Genomic DNA, 17,698 nt, shown 5'->3' on the forward strand with positions numbered 1-17,698 from the left:
GTCTTTTTGTCGAGGCTAAGAGTCGCGCATTGAAACCCTGCCGGGTTTCCGCGTTCCCAACACCCCTCAGCTCTCTTTTCGACTATGACCGGTCTGCCGCCTCGGCCTCCGTCAGCGTTTTGTTTATCCAAATCGCGGCCTGGGCGCCTTCCCCCATCGCAATCGTCACCTGTTCCGCGTGAACCCCGGCATCTCCCGCAGCCCATACGCGCGGAACGTTCGTCATTTTGGAGCGCGGATCGGTGACGATATGCTTGTTTTCCATCCGCTCGACGCCAAGCTGAACGGCTAAATCCGTTCTCACCTCGTTGCCGCCGAAAGCGATGAAGCCGCGTTCGCCTGTAATCATAGCTCCGTCAACAAGCGTAACGCCGGCAAATTGCCCGTCGCCCTCCGCCGACACGGCTTCGATCGACTGCGCGACAGCTTCGATCCCCCGCTCCCTCAGCTTTATCTCAAGCTCGGACGTAACGGGCTTATGATCGTACTCGTGGTTGATATATACGATATCCCGGGTACGCGATGACAGCGCCAACGCCATATTGGCGCCGACGTCGCCCGCGCCCAAAACGATCGTCTTCCGGCCTTGAACCTCGTAGCCGTCGCAGTCCGGGCAAACGTACACAGTCAAGCCGAGACACGGCGCCAGCCCCGGAAGGTCGGGCATCCGGTCAAGCAGGCCGGTGGCAAGCAGCAGCGTGCTTCCGCGATAGGCGGCATCCGGCCGGCTGGCTCCGCGTACTTCGAACGCGTCCCCGTTTCGGCCTGCCGACACCGCTTCATCGTCCACGAATCGGGCGCCGTAGCTCTCCGCTTGCTGCCTGCCGATTTTCCGCAGCTCCGGTCCGGAAATGCCGTCCGGCCAGCCGAGCACGTTGCGATATCGTCTGCACATGGCCGAGCGTCCGTTCCCGGCGTCGATGACAAGCGCGCTGCGCCCGGATCTGCCGAGCTGGACGGCGGCCTGCAGGCCCGCGATTCCCCCGCCTACGATGATGCAGTCATATAACAATAGGTACACCACCTTTCTGTTGAACGGCATTCGTCAGCGGTTAGTGTATCCATTTTCCGGAAATCCATCACATACTCGATGCTTCTAATATTCCTAAAATCCTTCCATTGTTTTTAGAACTTTATCCCGAGCCAGCTTTCTTTCAAATTTATAATCGGGAGCCGTGTTCCCTTTATGGGCTTGTCGGTATTCTTTCGGTGAAAGCCCGGTTTCCTTCTGGAATACCCTGGAGAAATAAGTCGACGACCGGTAGCCGAGCGATTCGGCAATTTCAATGATTTTTTGGTCGGTATGCGCCAGCCGTTCCTTCGCTTGCTGGATTCTCGCCCAATTGACGTACTGAATGAAGGACGTGTTCGTCTCCTTCGTGAACAAATAGCTCAAATAGTTCGGATGAACATACACATGCCGGGCTACAGAAGACAGCGTCAGCTGTTCGTCCAAATGCGAATGGATATATTGTTTCGCCGCATGGATCGCCGGCACGTCATCCTGTTGGCGCGCGGTCATTTCATTCAGCTCTTTCAGTTTCGACGCGAACAGTGTGATCAGTTCGTCGGTTGGCTGAACCATGATGCTTTTCGTATCGGCAACAATGCCCTTCCCGCCGTCGGGAAAGAGCCCTCTTTGATCGGCGATTTCGTTCATCCAGACAAGGCCGTACATGACGATATAACGAAAGGCGAGCGGTTCCCGCATCTGCTGCCAGCCGGCAAGTTCGCCGCGAATGGCCGACTCATTCCATTCCTTCCTTTCCAGCCGCCTCCCGATGTAGTCCGCGATCATCCGAAAATCTTCCTGCATTTGCCCATTTTCCGCCGCAGCCCAGCTGACGTACTGCTTGCGCAAAAAATCCGTTTTGGCGGACGTGTACCCTTCCCGCAAATATCCGATGCTAGTTACTAGGCCGGACAGGCCGTACTCCCAGGGAAGCGGAAGAAGCGCTTTCACTTTTTCGGTCAATTCTTCTATGAAAAAGCGGATTTTAACCTCCTCAATAACGCGATCCTCGCCAGCATCGTAAAGAAACAGCATCAAATAATCCGGCCTGCGCAAGCAAATGGCGGCGAACGGGCATTTCGCTGCCTGCAGCGACTCTTCGGCGATCATCTTGAACGACAGGCTGTAATAAGCGAAATCTTTCGGAGCCACCGACTGCTGCGATACGGATATATAGCACAAGTATGTGGCAAACGAATCTTTGTCGTAGGGAATCCCTAGCTCCTTTAGCTCCTCCTTGATCGATACCGGATTGATGTGGATGCCTTCAATCAGCTCGGTTACCAGCTTTTCCCTCAATTGCTTTTGTACACGCCCCATCTGATACTGATTCGTCTTTTGCTGGGCGGCTTCGTCCCTATTATCGCGAATCCACTGCTTTACATTGGTCAGGGCACGCTTCAGCTCGTTCCAGTCGATCGGCTTCGTCAAAATGTCCATCGCCCCGAGCCGCAGCGCTTTTTGCGCATATGCGAAGTCCTGGAATCCGGTGATAAGAATAACTGGGATTTCCAGATTTTCCTGCCTGATTCGCTTGAGCAGCTCAAACCCGTCCATGTGGGGCATACGAATATCCATAATGACAAGATCCGCTTCCCTGGCTTCGAGAAGCTCAAGAAGTTCCAGGCCGTTAGCCGCCGAACCGCATACTTCCCATTCATTATCAAGAGCGGAAATCAGCTTCGGCATCCCCGTACGGATATGATCTTCGTCATCTGCGATCATCACGGTGTACATACGAATCACCCTTTCCGGTTTCTGTCGGGAGCGGGAAGCCGAGCGTGATCGCCGTCCCGGCGCCGACGCTGCTCTCAATCCTATACTCGAGCCGTTCCGCAAATAATAGGAGCAATCGGCGGTATATGTTTTTCAGCGCAATGGAATGCGTCTGATTTTCCTCGTGAAGCGGAGTTTGACCATCGGTTTGTTTGATATCGTTGGTCAGCTGCCGCAGACGCTGCTCGGGAATGCCCACCCCGTCGTCTTCGACGACGATATACAACCTCTCGCCGAGAACGAGTGTCAACGAAATATGCAGACGACCCGGTCCTTCCTTCTTCTCCATTCCATGAAAAAGCGCGTTTTCGACAAGCGGCTGGAGGATGAATGACGGAATTTTCCGGTCGAGCAGCGACTCGTCTACCTGTATATCCAGGTGAAAGCGGTTTCGAAAGCGGATTTCATACAGGCGGAAATAGTCGCGAATCATCGCCATTTCATCATCGATCCGAATCCATTCCGCTTGCGTATAGACCATCTTTTTGAAAAAAAGACCAAGCTGATTGATCATCCTGGCCGTATCCATATCGTCCTTCATCAGCGCGTGCATCGAGATCGATTCCAGCGTATTCGCGATAAAATGAGGATTGATCTGGCTTTGAAGCGCGCGGTATTCCGCCTCTTTCCAGCGGATTTTGGAGGCGTATTCCCGGTCGATCAGCTGCTTGATTTGCCCGACCATATGATTGAAGCTGTCGCCCAGCTCGCTGAATTCGTCTTTCGTCCCGATATTGACGGCGACGTTCATGTCGCCGCTCTCGAACCTCTTCATTTTGCGCCGAAGCAGAAAGATCGGGTTCATCATCCGCTTGACGATAAAATAAAACAGAATACAGCATACGAGACCGCATGCCAGAATGCCAATCGCGACTTTCTTAATGAACGAAAGCTCGTTCAGCACCGTGCGAACCGGGATCACGCTGACCAGCTTCCAGCCGTAATCCTTCAGGGGGATACTGACGACCAACTCGTCATTATCGGCTCCTGCATCATTCTTCGCGCCTTCGAGGAAATCGAGGATCGAACCCATCTTCTTCGTTAAGCTGTATCGCTGTTCAGCGCCATATACGATATTTCCTTCCCTGTCGACCAGGTATGCTTTCATATCGGGATTAGCGTCAGCCTGGTTCATGATCGCGCGTGCCTCCGGGACGCTGCCATTGGCCAGGAACACGCCGAGCGGATTGCCGGTATAGTCGGTGAACAGCAGGAGAATGCCGAGCAGCATCCAAGGGAGAAAGATAAACAACAATAGAATAAGCGTCAATTTGCCGCGAATGCTCCGGAATATCTTCGTCCCCATTGAAGCGCCCCCGTTTCTGCCGTCAGCCTTTCAACCCGGTCATGCTGATGCCTTGCACCAAATATTTCTGCGCGAACAGAAACGCGATCAAGAGCGGAATCGTCGCGTACACCAACAGCACCATAATGTAATGCCAGCCGAAATTGCCGCTATTCTGCATGTTGTAGATCGCCACCATAATCGTCCACTGCTTCGAATCCGGCATCATCACCAGCGGCACGACGAACTGGTTGTACACCCCAAGGAAGGTTTGCAGTGTCACGACGGCAAAGATCGGCTTCGACAGCGGGACGATAATCGAACGAAGCGTGCGCATATTGGAAGCACCGTCTATTTTCGCCGCATCAAAAAGCTCGTTCGGCAACCCGTCGAAAAATCCTTTTAACAAAAAAATCGGCCATGCCCACGCTGCACCCGGGAGAATGACCGACCATTTCGTGTTGATCAAATTCCAGCCGGTCAGCGGAAAATGAACCATCATCAAGTAGCGCGGAATGAGCGTTGCGCCTTCCGGAATCATCATCGTAGCGAGAAAAAACATAAGCACGAAATTGCCGAACTTCGGTTTAAGCTTCGATAGAGAGAATGCGGCAAGCGTGCTGACCGTGATCTGCAGCACGATCGTCGCGGCCGCAATTATAAAGGTGTTACCAGCATAAAGTCCGAACGGCAGCACGTCAAGCACGTGGGTGAAATTCTCAAAGTGGAACGTCTTCGGAATCAGTCTCGGCGGCAGTTCGAAAATATCCTGCACACCCTTCAACGACGAAGAAATCAGCCATATAAACGGAAAGATTTGCACCGGGATGCCCAGCGCCAGCACCGCCACAATCCCTCCATAGACGAATTTATTTTTGCGTTTTCTGTATTCGCTATCTGTAATTAAAGCCATCTCGTTTTCTCCTTCCAATCCATCCGCTCCGATTAATCCTCCCGCTGTATGCGGAGCTGCAAGTAGCTGAGCACCATGAGCAGGATGAACACAACGACCAGAATCGCCATCGCATAGCCGAAATCGTTGCCGGTATATGCGGTGTTGAACGCGTACATAATGACCGTTTCGCTCGCCCCGGCCGGTCCGCCGCCCGTCATGACGAACGGCTGGTCGAAAATTTGCATGACGCCGATAAACTGCATCACGACCATAATGCGAACGATCGGGCCAATGCCAGGAAGCAGAATATGCCGCAGCTTGGACCATATGCCCGCGCCATCCATTGCCGCAGCTTCATAAAGCTCGCTCGAGATGCTCTGAACCGCAGCCAGATAGATCAGGAAATTGAAGCCTCCGACGATAATCAAACCCGGAAACATCATCACCCACTTGACGAGCACGGCGTCATTCAGCCAGAGCTGCTGCGGGAGACCGACGAGCGAAATCAGGTAATTCGCCAGTCCGTAATCGGGCTGCCATATATATTTCCACAGCACGAGAAAGGCGATGCCTGGAGCAATGGCGGGAATGAAATAAGCCGAGCGAAAAAATGTTTTGAAGTGGCGAACTTCATTGATCAGGATGGCCAGCGCGATCGGACCCCAGAAGCCGAACAGGAACGAAATGAACACGAATTCGAGCGTGTTCTTGAACGCTGTGAGCAGCTGGGAATCCGAAAACAACCGAATATAGTTCTTCAACCCGACAAACTCCCCTGGGGGGTTTATGATGCTGAACTTGAAGAACGAAACGAAAAAGCCTTGGGCCATCAAATAATAGTTAAAGAGAGCAAACACAAATACCGCTGGAACGAGAAACAGCCAGGCGTTGATGTTGTTCTTGATCGCTAACGAACGTGATGCTTTCATGCAAACGCACCTCAACGTACGGGAGGGATTAAATCGTTAATCCCTCTCGTTTTTTCTTATGGTTTTGTATTAACGATGGAACGAATTCGGGTATTGCTTGTATAACTCGTCCGCGCATTTTTGCAGAATCGCTTTCGCTTCTTCATGCGTGATGTCCTTCTTCAAAATAATTTCCTGCAGCGGCTTAACAAGAGCGTTTTTCACGTCGTTCCAATTGAGGAAGGAAGGCACGACTTTGGCTGACTTGGCAATGTCGGACAACTTCCCTTTCCACGATTCGGGCATTCCCTTCGCGTAATCGAGCGGCGAGAAATCGAGCCTTTGCGACGGATTGATGTCGGGAGCGTTGTTGGAGGCGGATGTTTCCGCTTTCAATTTAAGCGAATCAAGATCGTATGAGTTGTGAACGATATACAGGAAAGCGGCTTCCTTTTGCTCCTTGGTCGCCTTCGGGTTGATGCCCCACACGCCGCCGCCGCCCATATTGTAAGATGGTTTCCCTTTGGCATGCGGAGTCGTCAAAATGTCGAGATCGTCCAGCTTCCCGCCGTACTTGTTGACATAATCGTTCATAAAGCTGGACAAATTGAGCCACTGCATGGCGGTGCGGCCCTGGGTGAAATCGTTCATCAGGTCTTGCCAGCTTTCCAGCACGTTCTTCTGTGTCGCTTTGTATTTCCAGACCATATCATGCCAGAACATTACGGCATCTACACCCGGATCTTCCGCGAACGTCAGCTTGCCCGTACCGTCGCTGTTCGCCGTCACCATCTCTCCGCCGGCATTCCAAACAATGTTGGTGTAAGGCCATGCCAGCCATTCCATCCCCATCAGGCCGAACCCGAAACGGTTTTTGCTTGGATCGGTAATCTTGCCCACATACTCGCCAAACTCCTCGAACGTTGTCGGTATGTTGTTCGGATCGAGTCCCGCTTCCTTGATCAGCTTCTTATTGTAAACGACATAGTTCAAATCGAGGAAGCTCGGCACGCCGTACCATTTGCCGTTGATTTTGAGAGAGTCGTCCATACCGGTGAACACCTTGCCCTCTTTGCGTAAATCCCAGTTTTCGACAAGCTCTGAAATGTCGGCAAGCGTCCCGTCTTTCGCGCGCGATTTGATGTTGCCGTCGGTGAACATGCCGGAGACGGTAGGCGCATCCCCGGCGAGGAGTGCCTGATCGTACTTCTGCAAATAATCGGTTCCGGGAGCAAGCGTCTTGGCGTCGACTTTGACCCACGGATATTTTTTGTTGAAGCTGTCCATCAGCTTGTTGTAAAGTTCTACCTGCCATTGCGGAGATGTCGGGCCGGGTTTGTCCCAAGTGACGATCGTCACTTCCTTATGTTTGTCTGTCGCTTCACCTGTCTTCGCGTTCCCGCTTTCCTTCTGGGAAGGAGCCGGCGAGCTGCTGCTTCCGTTACTGCCGTTCGACTTCCCCGATGACGAGCAACCCGCGACCATTGCCGCCGCAAGCATGATACTCATGTTCAACGCGATCCACCGTTTCTTTGTCATGAATGAACCTCCCTCGTCATGTTCCTTACTTGATTACACTTTCATTGTACATAGAACGACAAGACGGAAGGCGAATTATTTTAAGGAAAAACAAAAACAATCTTAGGATGTTCGTAAGCGTAAAATAGTCCCCGCCTGGCCAACTGACGGGGACTCGGATAAAGCTATTGCGTCGTGATAGTAATCACGCGGTATGTTAAAGGAAGCGAAGGCGACCGGGGAAGCAACTCGTCCCAGCGCTTTTTTTGTCTTACGGATCCGACAGCTGCCGCAGCTTCTCAAGCAGGTAGGTCAAATATCACATTGAAGAAAACAAATAAACCGCCTCAGGGTTCAACCCGTCAGCGGCGGTTTTTCATTTAATAAACTAGAAAGGCCTGTTACTCCACCTCAAGCTCCAGCTCGATTACGGTATCCGCATCGTCCGGCAGCGTGATCGGGAGGCTGATGAACGCGCCTGTCGCTGTATCGCCATAGTGGCCGGCCATCCACGGCACTTCGACCTTCAATTCCGCGCCGTCGGCGAGCAGCCGCGCTTTCCGCACTTTGCCCTTCAAGCCTTGGAAATAGACGGGCCCGATCCCGCGGTCCAAAATATGCGCATACAGCTTGCTGCCGTTCTGCGTATAGCGCCCCCACTCCGGCTTCGGCCTGTCGGCCAGTCCGCAGCCGTAAACGCTGTCGCCGTTTCGGCGCATCCACTTACCGACCTCGGCCAAAATATCAAGCGACTCCCGCGGAATTTCGCCTTTCGCATCCGGGCCGACGTTGAGCAGCAAATTGCCGTTTTTGCTGACGCATTCCACGAGCGCGCGCACAACCTGCTTCGGCGACTTGTACTCCTTGTCCGTCGCATGATAACCCCAATGTCCGTTCAGCGTAATGCACGCTTCCCACGGAATTTGCTCGCCGGCCTCGTTCACGATGCCGCCCGGCGGAATGATTTGCTCGGGCGAATAAAAATCGCCTGCGTAAACTTCCGGCTCCCGCTTCTTAATGTTGCCTCCGAGCCTGTTGTCGATGACGATATGCGGCTGTATGCCGCGCATCATATTGATCAGCTCGGTCGCCCGCCATTTTTCCCCCGTCATGTCGTCGAACGAGTAGTCGAACCACATAATGTCGATTTTGCCGTAATCGGTCAGCAGCTCCCGGACTTGGCCGTGCATGTAATCCAGGTAATTGTCGAAGTTGACCGGCTTCGCTAGGTATTCCTCGTTTTCCCGCATCGGATGGTTGCCGACGGCCGGATAGTCCGGATGATGCCAGTCGATGATCGAATAATAAAAGCCGACCGCGAGCCCCTCCGCCCGGAACGCATCGACGTATTCTCGCACCAAATCGCGTCCCGCCGGCGTATTCGTCGCTTTATAAGCCGTCAGCTTGCTGTCGAACAAGCAAAATCCGTCGTGATGCTTCGTCGTGAGCACCGCATATTTCATTCCCGCTTCTTTAGCCGCTTTGGCCCACTCCCGCGGATTGTAACGGATCGGATTGAATTCCTCGAAATACGGCTGATACGCCTCCGTCGTGATCCGTTCATTGCTTTTGACCCATTCGCCTCTTGCCGGAATCGCATACAATCCCCAATGAATAAACATGCCGAACCGGTCATGCAAAAACCAGCGCGTGCGCTCTTCCCTCGTCATGCTTCAGCACCCCGTTTTCTTAAAGTAAGCTGCAACCTATGCGTCCATCATACGACGAGTTCCTGTATAATGGGGATACACGGAATTCACTTACATTTGCACAATACTAACTTCCTACAGGTGATTCGCCATGGATAAAACGAAGCTGCTTCAAAGCTACTTGTCCAACATGCAGGTAGACGTTTCCGAAGCGCACTACACGAAAGTGAATGTGAACTGGAAAGCGCCCGAATTCACGCCTTCCATCAACCGGTTTTACTACATCGTCGAAGGCGAAGGCAGGCTGACGATCGACGGCGAAGCTTTTCACCCAAAGCCGGGGCAGCTTTTCCTGATGCCTGCGGGGGTCAAGCAGTCGTATTCGACGATCAGCGACAATACGTTCGCCAAGCATTGGTGCCATTTTGCCGCTACGATCGGGGATATGCCGCTTTTTCAGATCATCAAAATTCCTTCGTTCATCGAGGTTCGCGATCCCGAGCTCGTAACGGCGCTATTCCTTAAGCTTGCGCAGGAGTTCCGCAATCCCGGCATCGCCGGCATGCTGCGTACGAGAGCGACGATGCTGGAGCTGCTGTCGTATTTTCTGGAGCATACGGTGATCGAAAACATCCGGCTGGCCGCAACCGATTCCGTCGCCAAGCTGACCGCGGTGCTTCGCCATATCGACTCGCACCTCGGCGAAGCGGTTTCCGTAGAAGAATTGGCCAAGCTCGCCCATCTGCACCCGAACTATTTCATTAAATTTTTCAAGACGCATCTCGGCGACTCGCCGATCCAATACATCAACAAGCGCAAGCTCGATCACGCCAAAACGCTCCTCCATACGACGAACTTAAGTATCAAAGAAATCGCCGAAGCCACCGGAATGGAGCTGCACTATTTCTCGCGGCTGTTCAAGCAAACGGCCGGCATGTCACCGACGGTTTATCGGATGCTGAGGGAAGGGTGAAGGACGCGGAACGTTCGGTTGAAGGATGCCCATACAAAAAAGCCCTAGGCCGACAAATGAAGCGGCTTACGGGCTTTATTTTCTATCGTTGGTTATATCAGCTTAAGTCCGCTGATCAGAATGAGCGTCGCCATAATCGTCCGCAGCGGGCGCGACGGCAAAATGACCGCCAGCTTGCTTCCGATCAAAACGCCCGGTATGGAGCCGATCATCAGGTTTAGCGCTAAGCTGTAGTCGATATTGCCCATTCCGGCATGCATGGCGCCGGCTGCAGTAACGAGCAGGAAGGCGTGGGCGATATCCGTACCGACGACCTTGGATGCGTTCATCTGGTACAAGTAAATCATCGCTAACGCATAGAGCGAACCCGAGCCGATCGACGTCAATCCGACGATAAATCCGAGCACGGCGCCGATCGCGATCGTCATGCCGCGTTTTTGTTCGAGAGGCAGGAGCTGGATCCGATTTTCTTTCACCTTATGCTGAAAGAGCTGGCGATATAGCGTCGCAACCGCCGTTATAATGAGCACGACACCAAGCGCGTTTTTGATCAGCTGCTCCTGATTATTAAAGAAGGATTCCATAAAATGCAGCGTCAATACCGCAACGACGGCACCGGGAATGCTGCCGTAAGCGAAATATTTAACCATCGGCAAATCGATCGTTTTCTGTTTAAAATGCTGCGCCGCCCCGAACAGCTTCGTAACCGAGTTATAGAGCAAATCCGTCCCGACTGCAATGGAAGGATTGATGCCGAACATAATTAAAAGCGGAGTAAGCAGCGACGCCCCGCCTACTCCGGTAGCGCCAACCAATAACCCGACGAAAAGCCCAAGCAAACCTATTCCCACATCCATCCGAAACACCCACCCCAATAACCTACATATTCAGCAAAAGGCCTAGACGTTCTGCATCAACATGATTTCATTTTGAATTTTAAATCCGATTATTTATATAGGAATTATAAGGGAGTGAAACCCGAGTTGTAAAGTGGGGGTTGACTTGTTTCCAAAATGAAATAAACATTTGCTTCTCGAGCCGTTTTTCGTCCGGTTATTGATCGAAATGACCGCATTATGCCGGATCAAGCGCCGCCACCGGCTTCGGCTGAGAATACCGTCAGCTGTTGGTGTTCGACATACGTTTGTTCCGGTATTCCTACCTGCTTGCCCCTCCTCGCTCGTCGCTTGTTTGCACTGGAGTCCGATTTTGCCCAATTGGAATCGAGTGAGGCTTCCATTCCCCGCCTGTAGTCCGAAAAAGCCTGCTTGCAGCGGGTATTTTGCTAGGCACACCGGTGAATCCCTTCTCCAAGCCGGCAAAATCGGACTCCAGCGTTAGGCGAACCTCGATTCCTTGCTGCAAGCGGGCGATTTCGGACTCCAGCAAATAGAGGTGCTTTAATGGCAGCGTAAGTAGAAACGTTATACGCTCTGCCCGAAAATCAACGCTTATATCATCATTCAGCGATGCCACAAAAGCGGCATACAGGTTCTTTAAATCATAAAAAAACCTCCAAACCGGCTTGGTATAAGCATGTTTGGAGGTATAGAGCCACTACAATCCGAGCATGAACTCGATCGTTTTATCCGAGAAGCCCGGCAGCCCTTCATGGCCGAAATCCGGATAAATTTCGTACGATTTAGGCGACGTCATTTTGTTGAATGCCGCGAACTGGGTCGAAGGCGGGCATACCGCGTCCATAAGGCCTACGCCCATCATCACTTCGCCGCGAATCCGGTTCGCCAAAAATTGCAAATCGATGTAGCCCAGTCTCGTGAAAATTTCGTCCTCGCGCTTATGCTGCGGATCGAAATTGCGGAAGAACGTCTTCAGCTCCGCATAGGCGTTAGCCGCTTGGTCCATCTCCCAAACGCGCTTGTAGTCGCACAGGAACGGATATATTGGAGCGAGACGCTTCACGCGAGGCTCAAGCGCCGCACACGCGATCGTTAATGCGCCGCCCTGCGAGCCGCCGATTACACCTACGCGATTCTCGTCAACCTCCGGCAGGTTCATCACAATACCGGCTAGCTGAGCCGTATCGAGATAAATGTGACGGAACAGCAGGTTATCCTCGTGATCGTTAAGCCCGCGGATAATATGACCGTTAAGCGTGGTCCCTTTCACGCCGCCCGTATCTTCGGAGGAACCTCCCTGCCCGCGCGCGTCCATCGATACGATCGAGTAGCCGAGCGAGGCGTAAATGAGCTTATCCGCCCAGTCGCCGCAGCTGCCGGAATAACCGTGGAACTGAACGATCGCCGGGTGCGGGCCTTCTACGTTTTTGGGCCGAACATATTTCGCATGGATGCGGGCGCCGCGGACGCCTGTGAAGTACAAGTCGAAGCAGTCTGCGTAAGGCACCTGGAAGGAGCTTGGAACAAGCTCGACAGCCGGATCAACCGAGTGCATTTCCGCCAGCGCGCGTTCCCAATATTCGTCAAAATCGGTAGGGCGCGGATTGCGTCCTTCGTACGAAAGCAATTTCTCTAACGGCATGTCCAACAAAGGCATGATTGATTCTCCTCTTTTCCTATATATCGAATTCCGAATGGCGGCGCTGCGCCCCGAAAATGACAGACGCCTCGTCACACCATATTTTAACATGGATATCCGCCGCTGTAGCCATCTTTTTTTCGCTGAAGAGGATTATCCCCGAATCCTTCACTCCGCTGCTTTCAGTTGCTCGAGGAACGTTTTTTCGTTCGCGTCTGCAGCGATCAGCCGGTCGTAAAGGGGTTGATCGTTCTGGTTCAGACGCTGCAAAGCGGCCAAATAAAAACGCGCGATCGAACGGTCGAGCGGCTGGCTCAAGTCTTCCTTTAACGCCGGTCCAAGCAATTGCACCGCTTCATCGTATTTGCCGTTGCTGAATTGAACTTTCCCGACGGTGATTCTCATCTGCGGCGTAACGCCGAACGGCCTGCCCGAGAACTGCTCCTTAGGCAAATCCTTGAGCGTTTCCGCTTTGTCTATGACGGTTTGCAGAAGGCGCAGCGCCTCTTTCTGGTAGCTGCTCCGAAGCTCTTGATTATTTTGCTCTCCCGCTTGATCGGCCAAAAACGCATTGAGGTCGATCGCCCGTTCATAAAAGCTCGGAACGCGCGGATTCCGCTTCTCATCAGGCGTATCCCAAGGAAATAGCGTTAATAAAAGCTTCATATGCTCGAGCGCCGCCGCATAGTCCTGTTTTATGATGTACTGGTTGTAACGGCTCTCGAGAACCGAACGGTCATAGGGCTCCTTCTGCTTGACCTTATCGATAATGGCAAAAGCCGCCTCATAATAGCTTTCATCCTTCAGCTGCTGGAAAGCTTGACCGAGCAGATTGGCTTTCAGCACCACATAAGCCGGATGGCCCGGCTGCAGGGAAAGCGCCGCATCCAGAGGTGCCAGCATTTGGTCGAAAGGTTTTTCTTCGTTAATCGCCGCCAGCGCGTTCCTATAATGCATGTCCGCGCGCAGCTTAATCGAGCCGGCGACGATCGACACGACGGCAATCAGGCAGACGGCCGCCGGAATTGCCATACGCCAGCGGCTGTCGCGCAGCTTGAGCGTCCATGCGTATTCCCGCGAAGCCGTACCGGCCGTAAGTCCGCCCAAACATAGAAACAGCAAAGCCGCAATATACACATAACTCATCTCGAAGTCGATCGCGCTGTGGATCAGAATCGCAATGGATACGATATAAAAGACAAGGTGGCTGCCGCGTTCCGATTCGCTTTTGCCCGCACAGCTCCGTACGTACCGGTAATAAATGACGCCCAGCAGCAGCAGGAATAAAGCCCCTCCGATCAAGCCGACCTCGATCGCATACTGAAGAAAAAAGCTGTGCGCCTGTCTGCTTATATAAGGGTTGTTCTGATATTTTTCCCACAGCGCCATCCAGCCGCCGCCCCCGCTCCCGAGAAGCGGATAATCCCCGATAACCTTCAAGGCGTCTTCATAAAACGTTCCGCGCTCCAGCACGCTGTGCTGCTGAAAATTGATATTTTCGATTCTCGTTCTCAGCATGGACGGCAGCAGCGACGTGATCCACGATGTGCTGAACAGCATATAGGCGCCCGCAGCGCCAAGCACGACAAGTGCGAGCGGGAAATACAGGCTGCCGTACTTGATTTGGCTTATTTTTTGCAGCTTGTTTTGGAGCCACGGATACACGAATGTCTGAATCAGCGCAACAGCAGCCGCAAAAACGAGCGAAAAGATCAGCAGCCTGCTCCATCCGCTCCAAGAAGCCGAATCGAACACGGAAAGCAGCAGCTCCGTGGGCTTCTTTTGCGTTTGCTCGTACTGCGCCACGAATTTCTCCCAAATCGGAACGGCGATGGCGACGAAGTGGTCCATCAACGCAATCGACAGCAAAGCCGCCGCGCCCAAATATACGCATAGCATGATTTGTCTGATAAAAGACAGGAATGGCAGCACGAGCACAAGAATGATCGGCAGCAGCACATATCCGCCCCTTGACTGCGTCAGCCAGAACGAGGTCAAAATCGGGACGAGCATAAACGCGTGCAAAGAAATCCAATACCACTTGCGCGCGCTGATCGTCAGGAACAAGCAGGCGACCAGAATGGCCATCAAAAACGCCACATAAGCGTTGGCATATTGAAAAACGGAAGTTAGACGCAGCCCGCTGCCCTCGAGCATAACGGCGTCACGGAAGAAGTCGTTGCCGAACAGATAAACGAAGCCGTAGCCGACGATGAGATAGCCGGATATGACGATCGCTTGCTGCAAGACGGCAGCTCCTGTTTTTTCCCTGGCCAGCACGTTGCCTGCCGTATAAAAAGCGGCGTACACCGTACTGATCAGCGCCATTTGACCGGCATAATGCGCCGAAGCGGCTTGCGTCATCGAAATCATGTAAAATAGCGGAACGATCCAGATAGCAACCGCCGTCAAATCGCGGGAATCGGTAAAACGCCATGCGGAAAACATCCGGACCGATACGGCGACAAGCAGGAAAGCCGCCCAGACGACCGCCCGGTTGATCGGGGCTTCATAATTCCAAGCTCCGCCGTTGAACAATGCCACCTGGAAAGGTTGTGTTGCCAAGAAAATCGCGATGCCAGCCAAGGCAAGCCATACAAGCACGGACTGTCCGTCCGCCGTTTTTGCCGAAATTACCGAATTGGGCTGGTATCCCTTCTGCGGTTTGCTCCCCATCTCCTCTTAATCTCCTTTTTTCTACAATATCTTCCATAGTATCAGAAAATTGCGATGTCTTGCATCTTTTTGAGCATTCCGGATTATTTAACATCTATTTTATACTCTACTAACATATGTATAGTATCGTGGAGAAAATCGTGAGGAGCATAACGATAATACAAGCGAGGTGTAGAAATCATGCTGCGTATCGCATTGACGGGAGATCTTCATTACTTCCGGCTGGAAAAAGGACAAGCGGACTCCGAAGAGCTGGCTGAAGGACGACGGCTTTTTTTCGAAACGTATTTGCGGGCTTTCCTGGAATACGAAGCGGATTGGCATATTTCGATCGGGGATTTCACGCACAACGGGCATGAGGAAGAATTTGAAGAGCTGAACCGGCTGCTGAAGGAAAAAGGCGTCCGTTACCGCATGGCGCTAGGCAACCACGATGCGCAAACCCTTGCCAAATCCCGGGTCGCCGAGCTGACCGGCTTTCCTTCCTACGATGTCGTGCATACGGATGAAGCGACGCTCGTTTTTTTGGACACGGCTAAGGAAATGTCGCCTCACAACTGGGAGGGCGAGATCGACGAGAAACAGCTTGCCTGGCTGGAAACCGTCATCGCCGACAGCGGCTCCAAAACGCTGCTCGTATTCGCCCATCATCCGGTTTACGGCACGACGACGCACTCGACGGATAAGTGGCTTAGCGTCCGCCCGGGAAGCAGGCTCCGCTACGTACTGGCCGCCAAGGACGGTCAAGGCGTTTATTTCAACGGACACAACCACGTCAATTCGATCGTGCAGTCCGGGCACTGGCATTTCGTGCAGTCCGCGGCTGCCTTATGCCATCCTTCGTTCAAAATCATCGAGGTCGGCGAGGAATATATCAGCATCCGGGAAATTCCGGTCGTGCACGGGGATTTGACGAGAGGGCGGGAGATGTTAAGATCCCGGTTCAACGGCTTTGCCTTCATTGAAGCTGCCGAAGCGCAAGGGAGCGAAGGCGACCGCAACCGGCTGATCGAGCTCGAGCTGTAACACGGAATTTAGACGTTTACGCTGCGGCGTCGGCTTTGTTGACCGTACCGTGTCGCCGGATTTTTGATGATCTATCCATGAAGCCGGCTTTCGACGATTGATGCCGCGACGCCGGCTTTTCACCTCTTTCGCTTCTCCCCGCCTTGTCCGCTTCCCCATCCCCAATCACGCCGTATCTCTCGCACACCTGTAAACTGCAACCTATCGGCGGTATCCCGCGTCTACTATCATGATTCGGTTTCGCCTGAGCCGTCCTTCTTCAGCAAATACGCAACGATAAACTGAGTCAACGTACATACCAGCAGCACGCTTGGCAGCCACAATCCGGTAAAATCGGGCACGAGCGAGATGAACGCGAAAATCGAAACGATCCTGCCGGCGTTCACAAACGTTTCACGGGCTACGACGGACTCTACGCGAAAATTCCCTTTAAGCGGCAGCTTTCCGATCAACGTATAGTAGTAAGACGTCAACGAATTTCCTTGCAGCGGATTGCAGAGCGAGTACATGACCATGAACAGCACGACGGTGAGCAGCGATATTTGCCAGAACAACAGCAGCGAGCCGAGCACGAAGCCGCAGGCGGCTATGAATGTATAAAGCCTTCCGAGATGCTGCTTGGCGAACCGCGAAATGAAATATCCCGCCACGATCGTCACGAATGAGAAAAGCACGCCGAAATAACCGACCCAATCCTCGCGCGGAATCGTCTGGTACAACATAATGTTCGGGAGAAACAGCATTATGCCCTGGAACAGGCCCAGCACGAAAAAAGCGAATAACGAATGCAGCCACGCTTTGTTGCGCTTCATCATAATGCCGGAAAGCTTCAAATAGTAGGCCTTGTGCCGGGAGGCGATCGACTTGATCCGGAAGCTGCCCAGCGTCGTCAGCATGAACATGACGAACGCCAGCGAGAAGACGATGATGTAGCCCTGCAGCCCGTCGTTTTTGCTGATGACAAACCCTGCAAGCGCAGGACCGACGAGCCCCGCCGCAGTAAAGGCTATCATATTAAACGCCAAATAGCGGATCCGGTTTTTCTCGGTTGAAACGTCGTACATGAGCGTCAAATACGCGCTCCAGTAGAAGGAGCTGGCAATGCCGTTGCATATCGCGAACAAATAAAAAAAGGTCGCCACATTCTCCTGCGCGATTACGACGGCCAGGTAGAATAATGCGATCATCATTACGCCGATCCGGTATGTGTACATGCGGTCTTTCTTCTTGACGATCCAGCCGCCGAGGGCGAAACCGAAAGGCGAAACCGCGTACAAAATAATATTGTACAGTCCGTTGACCCACAGGCTCTCCGTCAAGCGCCACAAATAAAGGTTGAGAAAAAGTCCGGACATCGATGCGCCGAATTGGAAAGCGCCGTGAAGCAGCAGCGACATTTTCGCATCCTGCGAAAGCTTCATTTCCGGCGGTACTTGAGCTCTGTTTTGCCAATACGTTCGCATATGACTGATGAGCGCCAC

At 52.8% G+C, this 17,698-nt stretch carries 13 protein-coding genes; 2 read left to right on the forward strand and 11 right to left on the reverse strand.

Annotated elements, in window-relative coordinates; all coding sequences use genetic code 11:
- Positions 1 to 82 precede the first annotated feature (82 nt).
- The 7 genes from DQG23_RS05970 to DQG23_RS06000 form a co-directional block, all read right to left on the reverse strand.
- On the reverse strand, positions 83 to 1,042 hold the full coding sequence (locus DQG23_RS05970) for an NAD(P)/FAD-dependent oxidoreductase (protein ID WP_192894550.1): 960 nt from the start codon (positions 1,040 to 1,042) through the stop codon (positions 83 to 85).
- A 63-nt stretch (positions 1,043 to 1,105) separates the two neighbouring features.
- Positions 1,106 to 2,749 (reverse strand): response regulator transcription factor, encoded by a 1,644-nt coding sequence (locus DQG23_RS05975; RefSeq protein ID WP_113029891.1) that lies wholly within the window; start codon positions 2,747 to 2,749, stop codon positions 1,106 to 1,108.
- A complete protein-coding gene (locus DQG23_RS05980; protein ID WP_113029892.1) occupies positions 2,724 to 4,094 on the reverse strand; it encodes a sensor histidine kinase in 1,371 nt (456 codons plus the stop codon). The genes DQG23_RS05975 and DQG23_RS05980 overlap by 26 nt, the downstream gene beginning before the upstream one ends.
- Before the next feature lie 22 nt (positions 4,095 to 4,116).
- The gene (locus DQG23_RS05985) at positions 4,117 to 4,986 is read right to left on the reverse strand and encodes a carbohydrate ABC transporter permease (RefSeq protein ID WP_113029893.1); all 870 of its coding nucleotides are present in this window, start codon (positions 4,984 to 4,986) and stop codon (positions 4,117 to 4,119) included.
- A gap of 32 nt (positions 4,987 to 5,018) precedes the next feature.
- Entirely contained in the window at positions 5,019 to 5,897 is an 879-nt protein-coding gene (locus DQG23_RS05990; protein ID WP_113029894.1) for a carbohydrate ABC transporter permease, read from the reverse strand.
- A gap of 69 nt (positions 5,898 to 5,966) precedes the next feature.
- Entirely contained in the window at positions 5,967 to 7,415 is a 1,449-nt protein-coding gene (locus tag DQG23_RS05995; RefSeq protein ID WP_113029895.1) for an ABC transporter substrate-binding protein, read from the reverse strand.
- Positions 7,416 to 7,795: 380 nt separating this feature from the next.
- The gene (locus tag DQG23_RS06000; RefSeq protein ID WP_113029896.1) at positions 7,796 to 9,064 is read right to left on the reverse strand and encodes an alpha-L-fucosidase; all 1,269 of its coding nucleotides are present in this window, start codon (positions 9,062 to 9,064) and stop codon (positions 7,796 to 7,798) included.
- Positions 9,065 to 9,194: 130 nt separating this feature from the next.
- Here DQG23_RS06000 and DQG23_RS06005 point away from each other — a divergent pair, with 130 nt between their 5' ends.
- Complete coding sequence (locus DQG23_RS06005; protein WP_113029897.1) at positions 9,195 to 10,016, forward strand: helix-turn-helix domain-containing protein; 822 nt, start codon at positions 9,195 to 9,197, stop codon at positions 10,014 to 10,016.
- A 92-nt stretch (positions 10,017 to 10,108) separates the two neighbouring features.
- Here DQG23_RS06005 and DQG23_RS06010 read toward each other — a convergent pair whose 3' ends face one another.
- The 3 genes from DQG23_RS06010 to DQG23_RS06020 form a co-directional block, all read right to left on the reverse strand.
- Complete coding sequence (locus DQG23_RS06010; protein WP_113029898.1) at positions 10,109 to 10,873, reverse strand: sulfite exporter TauE/SafE family protein; 765 nt, start codon at positions 10,871 to 10,873, stop codon at positions 10,109 to 10,111.
- A 700-nt stretch (positions 10,874 to 11,573) separates the two neighbouring features.
- Positions 11,574 to 12,533: an acetylxylan esterase gene (locus DQG23_RS06015; protein ID WP_113029899.1), complete on the reverse strand. Its 960-nt coding sequence runs from the start codon at positions 12,531 to 12,533 to the stop codon at positions 11,574 to 11,576.
- 150 nt (positions 12,534 to 12,683) lie between these two features.
- A complete protein-coding gene (locus tag DQG23_RS06020; protein WP_113029900.1) occupies positions 12,684 to 15,191 on the reverse strand; it encodes an O-antigen ligase family protein in 2,508 nt (835 codons plus the stop codon).
- A gap of 180 nt (positions 15,192 to 15,371) precedes the next feature.
- Between DQG23_RS06020 and DQG23_RS06025 the strand changes: the two genes are divergently transcribed.
- Positions 15,372 to 16,217, forward strand: coding sequence for a metallophosphoesterase family protein (locus DQG23_RS06025; protein WP_113029901.1), 846 nt, complete (start codon positions 15,372 to 15,374; stop codon positions 16,215 to 16,217).
- A 227-nt stretch (positions 16,218 to 16,444) separates the two neighbouring features.
- Here DQG23_RS06025 and DQG23_RS06030 read toward each other — a convergent pair whose 3' ends face one another.
- Positions 16,445 to 17,698 (reverse strand): MFS transporter, encoded by a 1,254-nt coding sequence (locus DQG23_RS06030; protein ID WP_238177769.1) that lies wholly within the window; start codon positions 17,696 to 17,698, stop codon positions 16,445 to 16,447.

The sequence above is a fragment of the Paenibacillus contaminans genome, assembly GCF_003285015.1.
Lineage (GTDB): Bacteria > Bacillota > Bacilli > Paenibacillales > NBRC-103111 > Paenibacillus_V > Paenibacillus_V contaminans.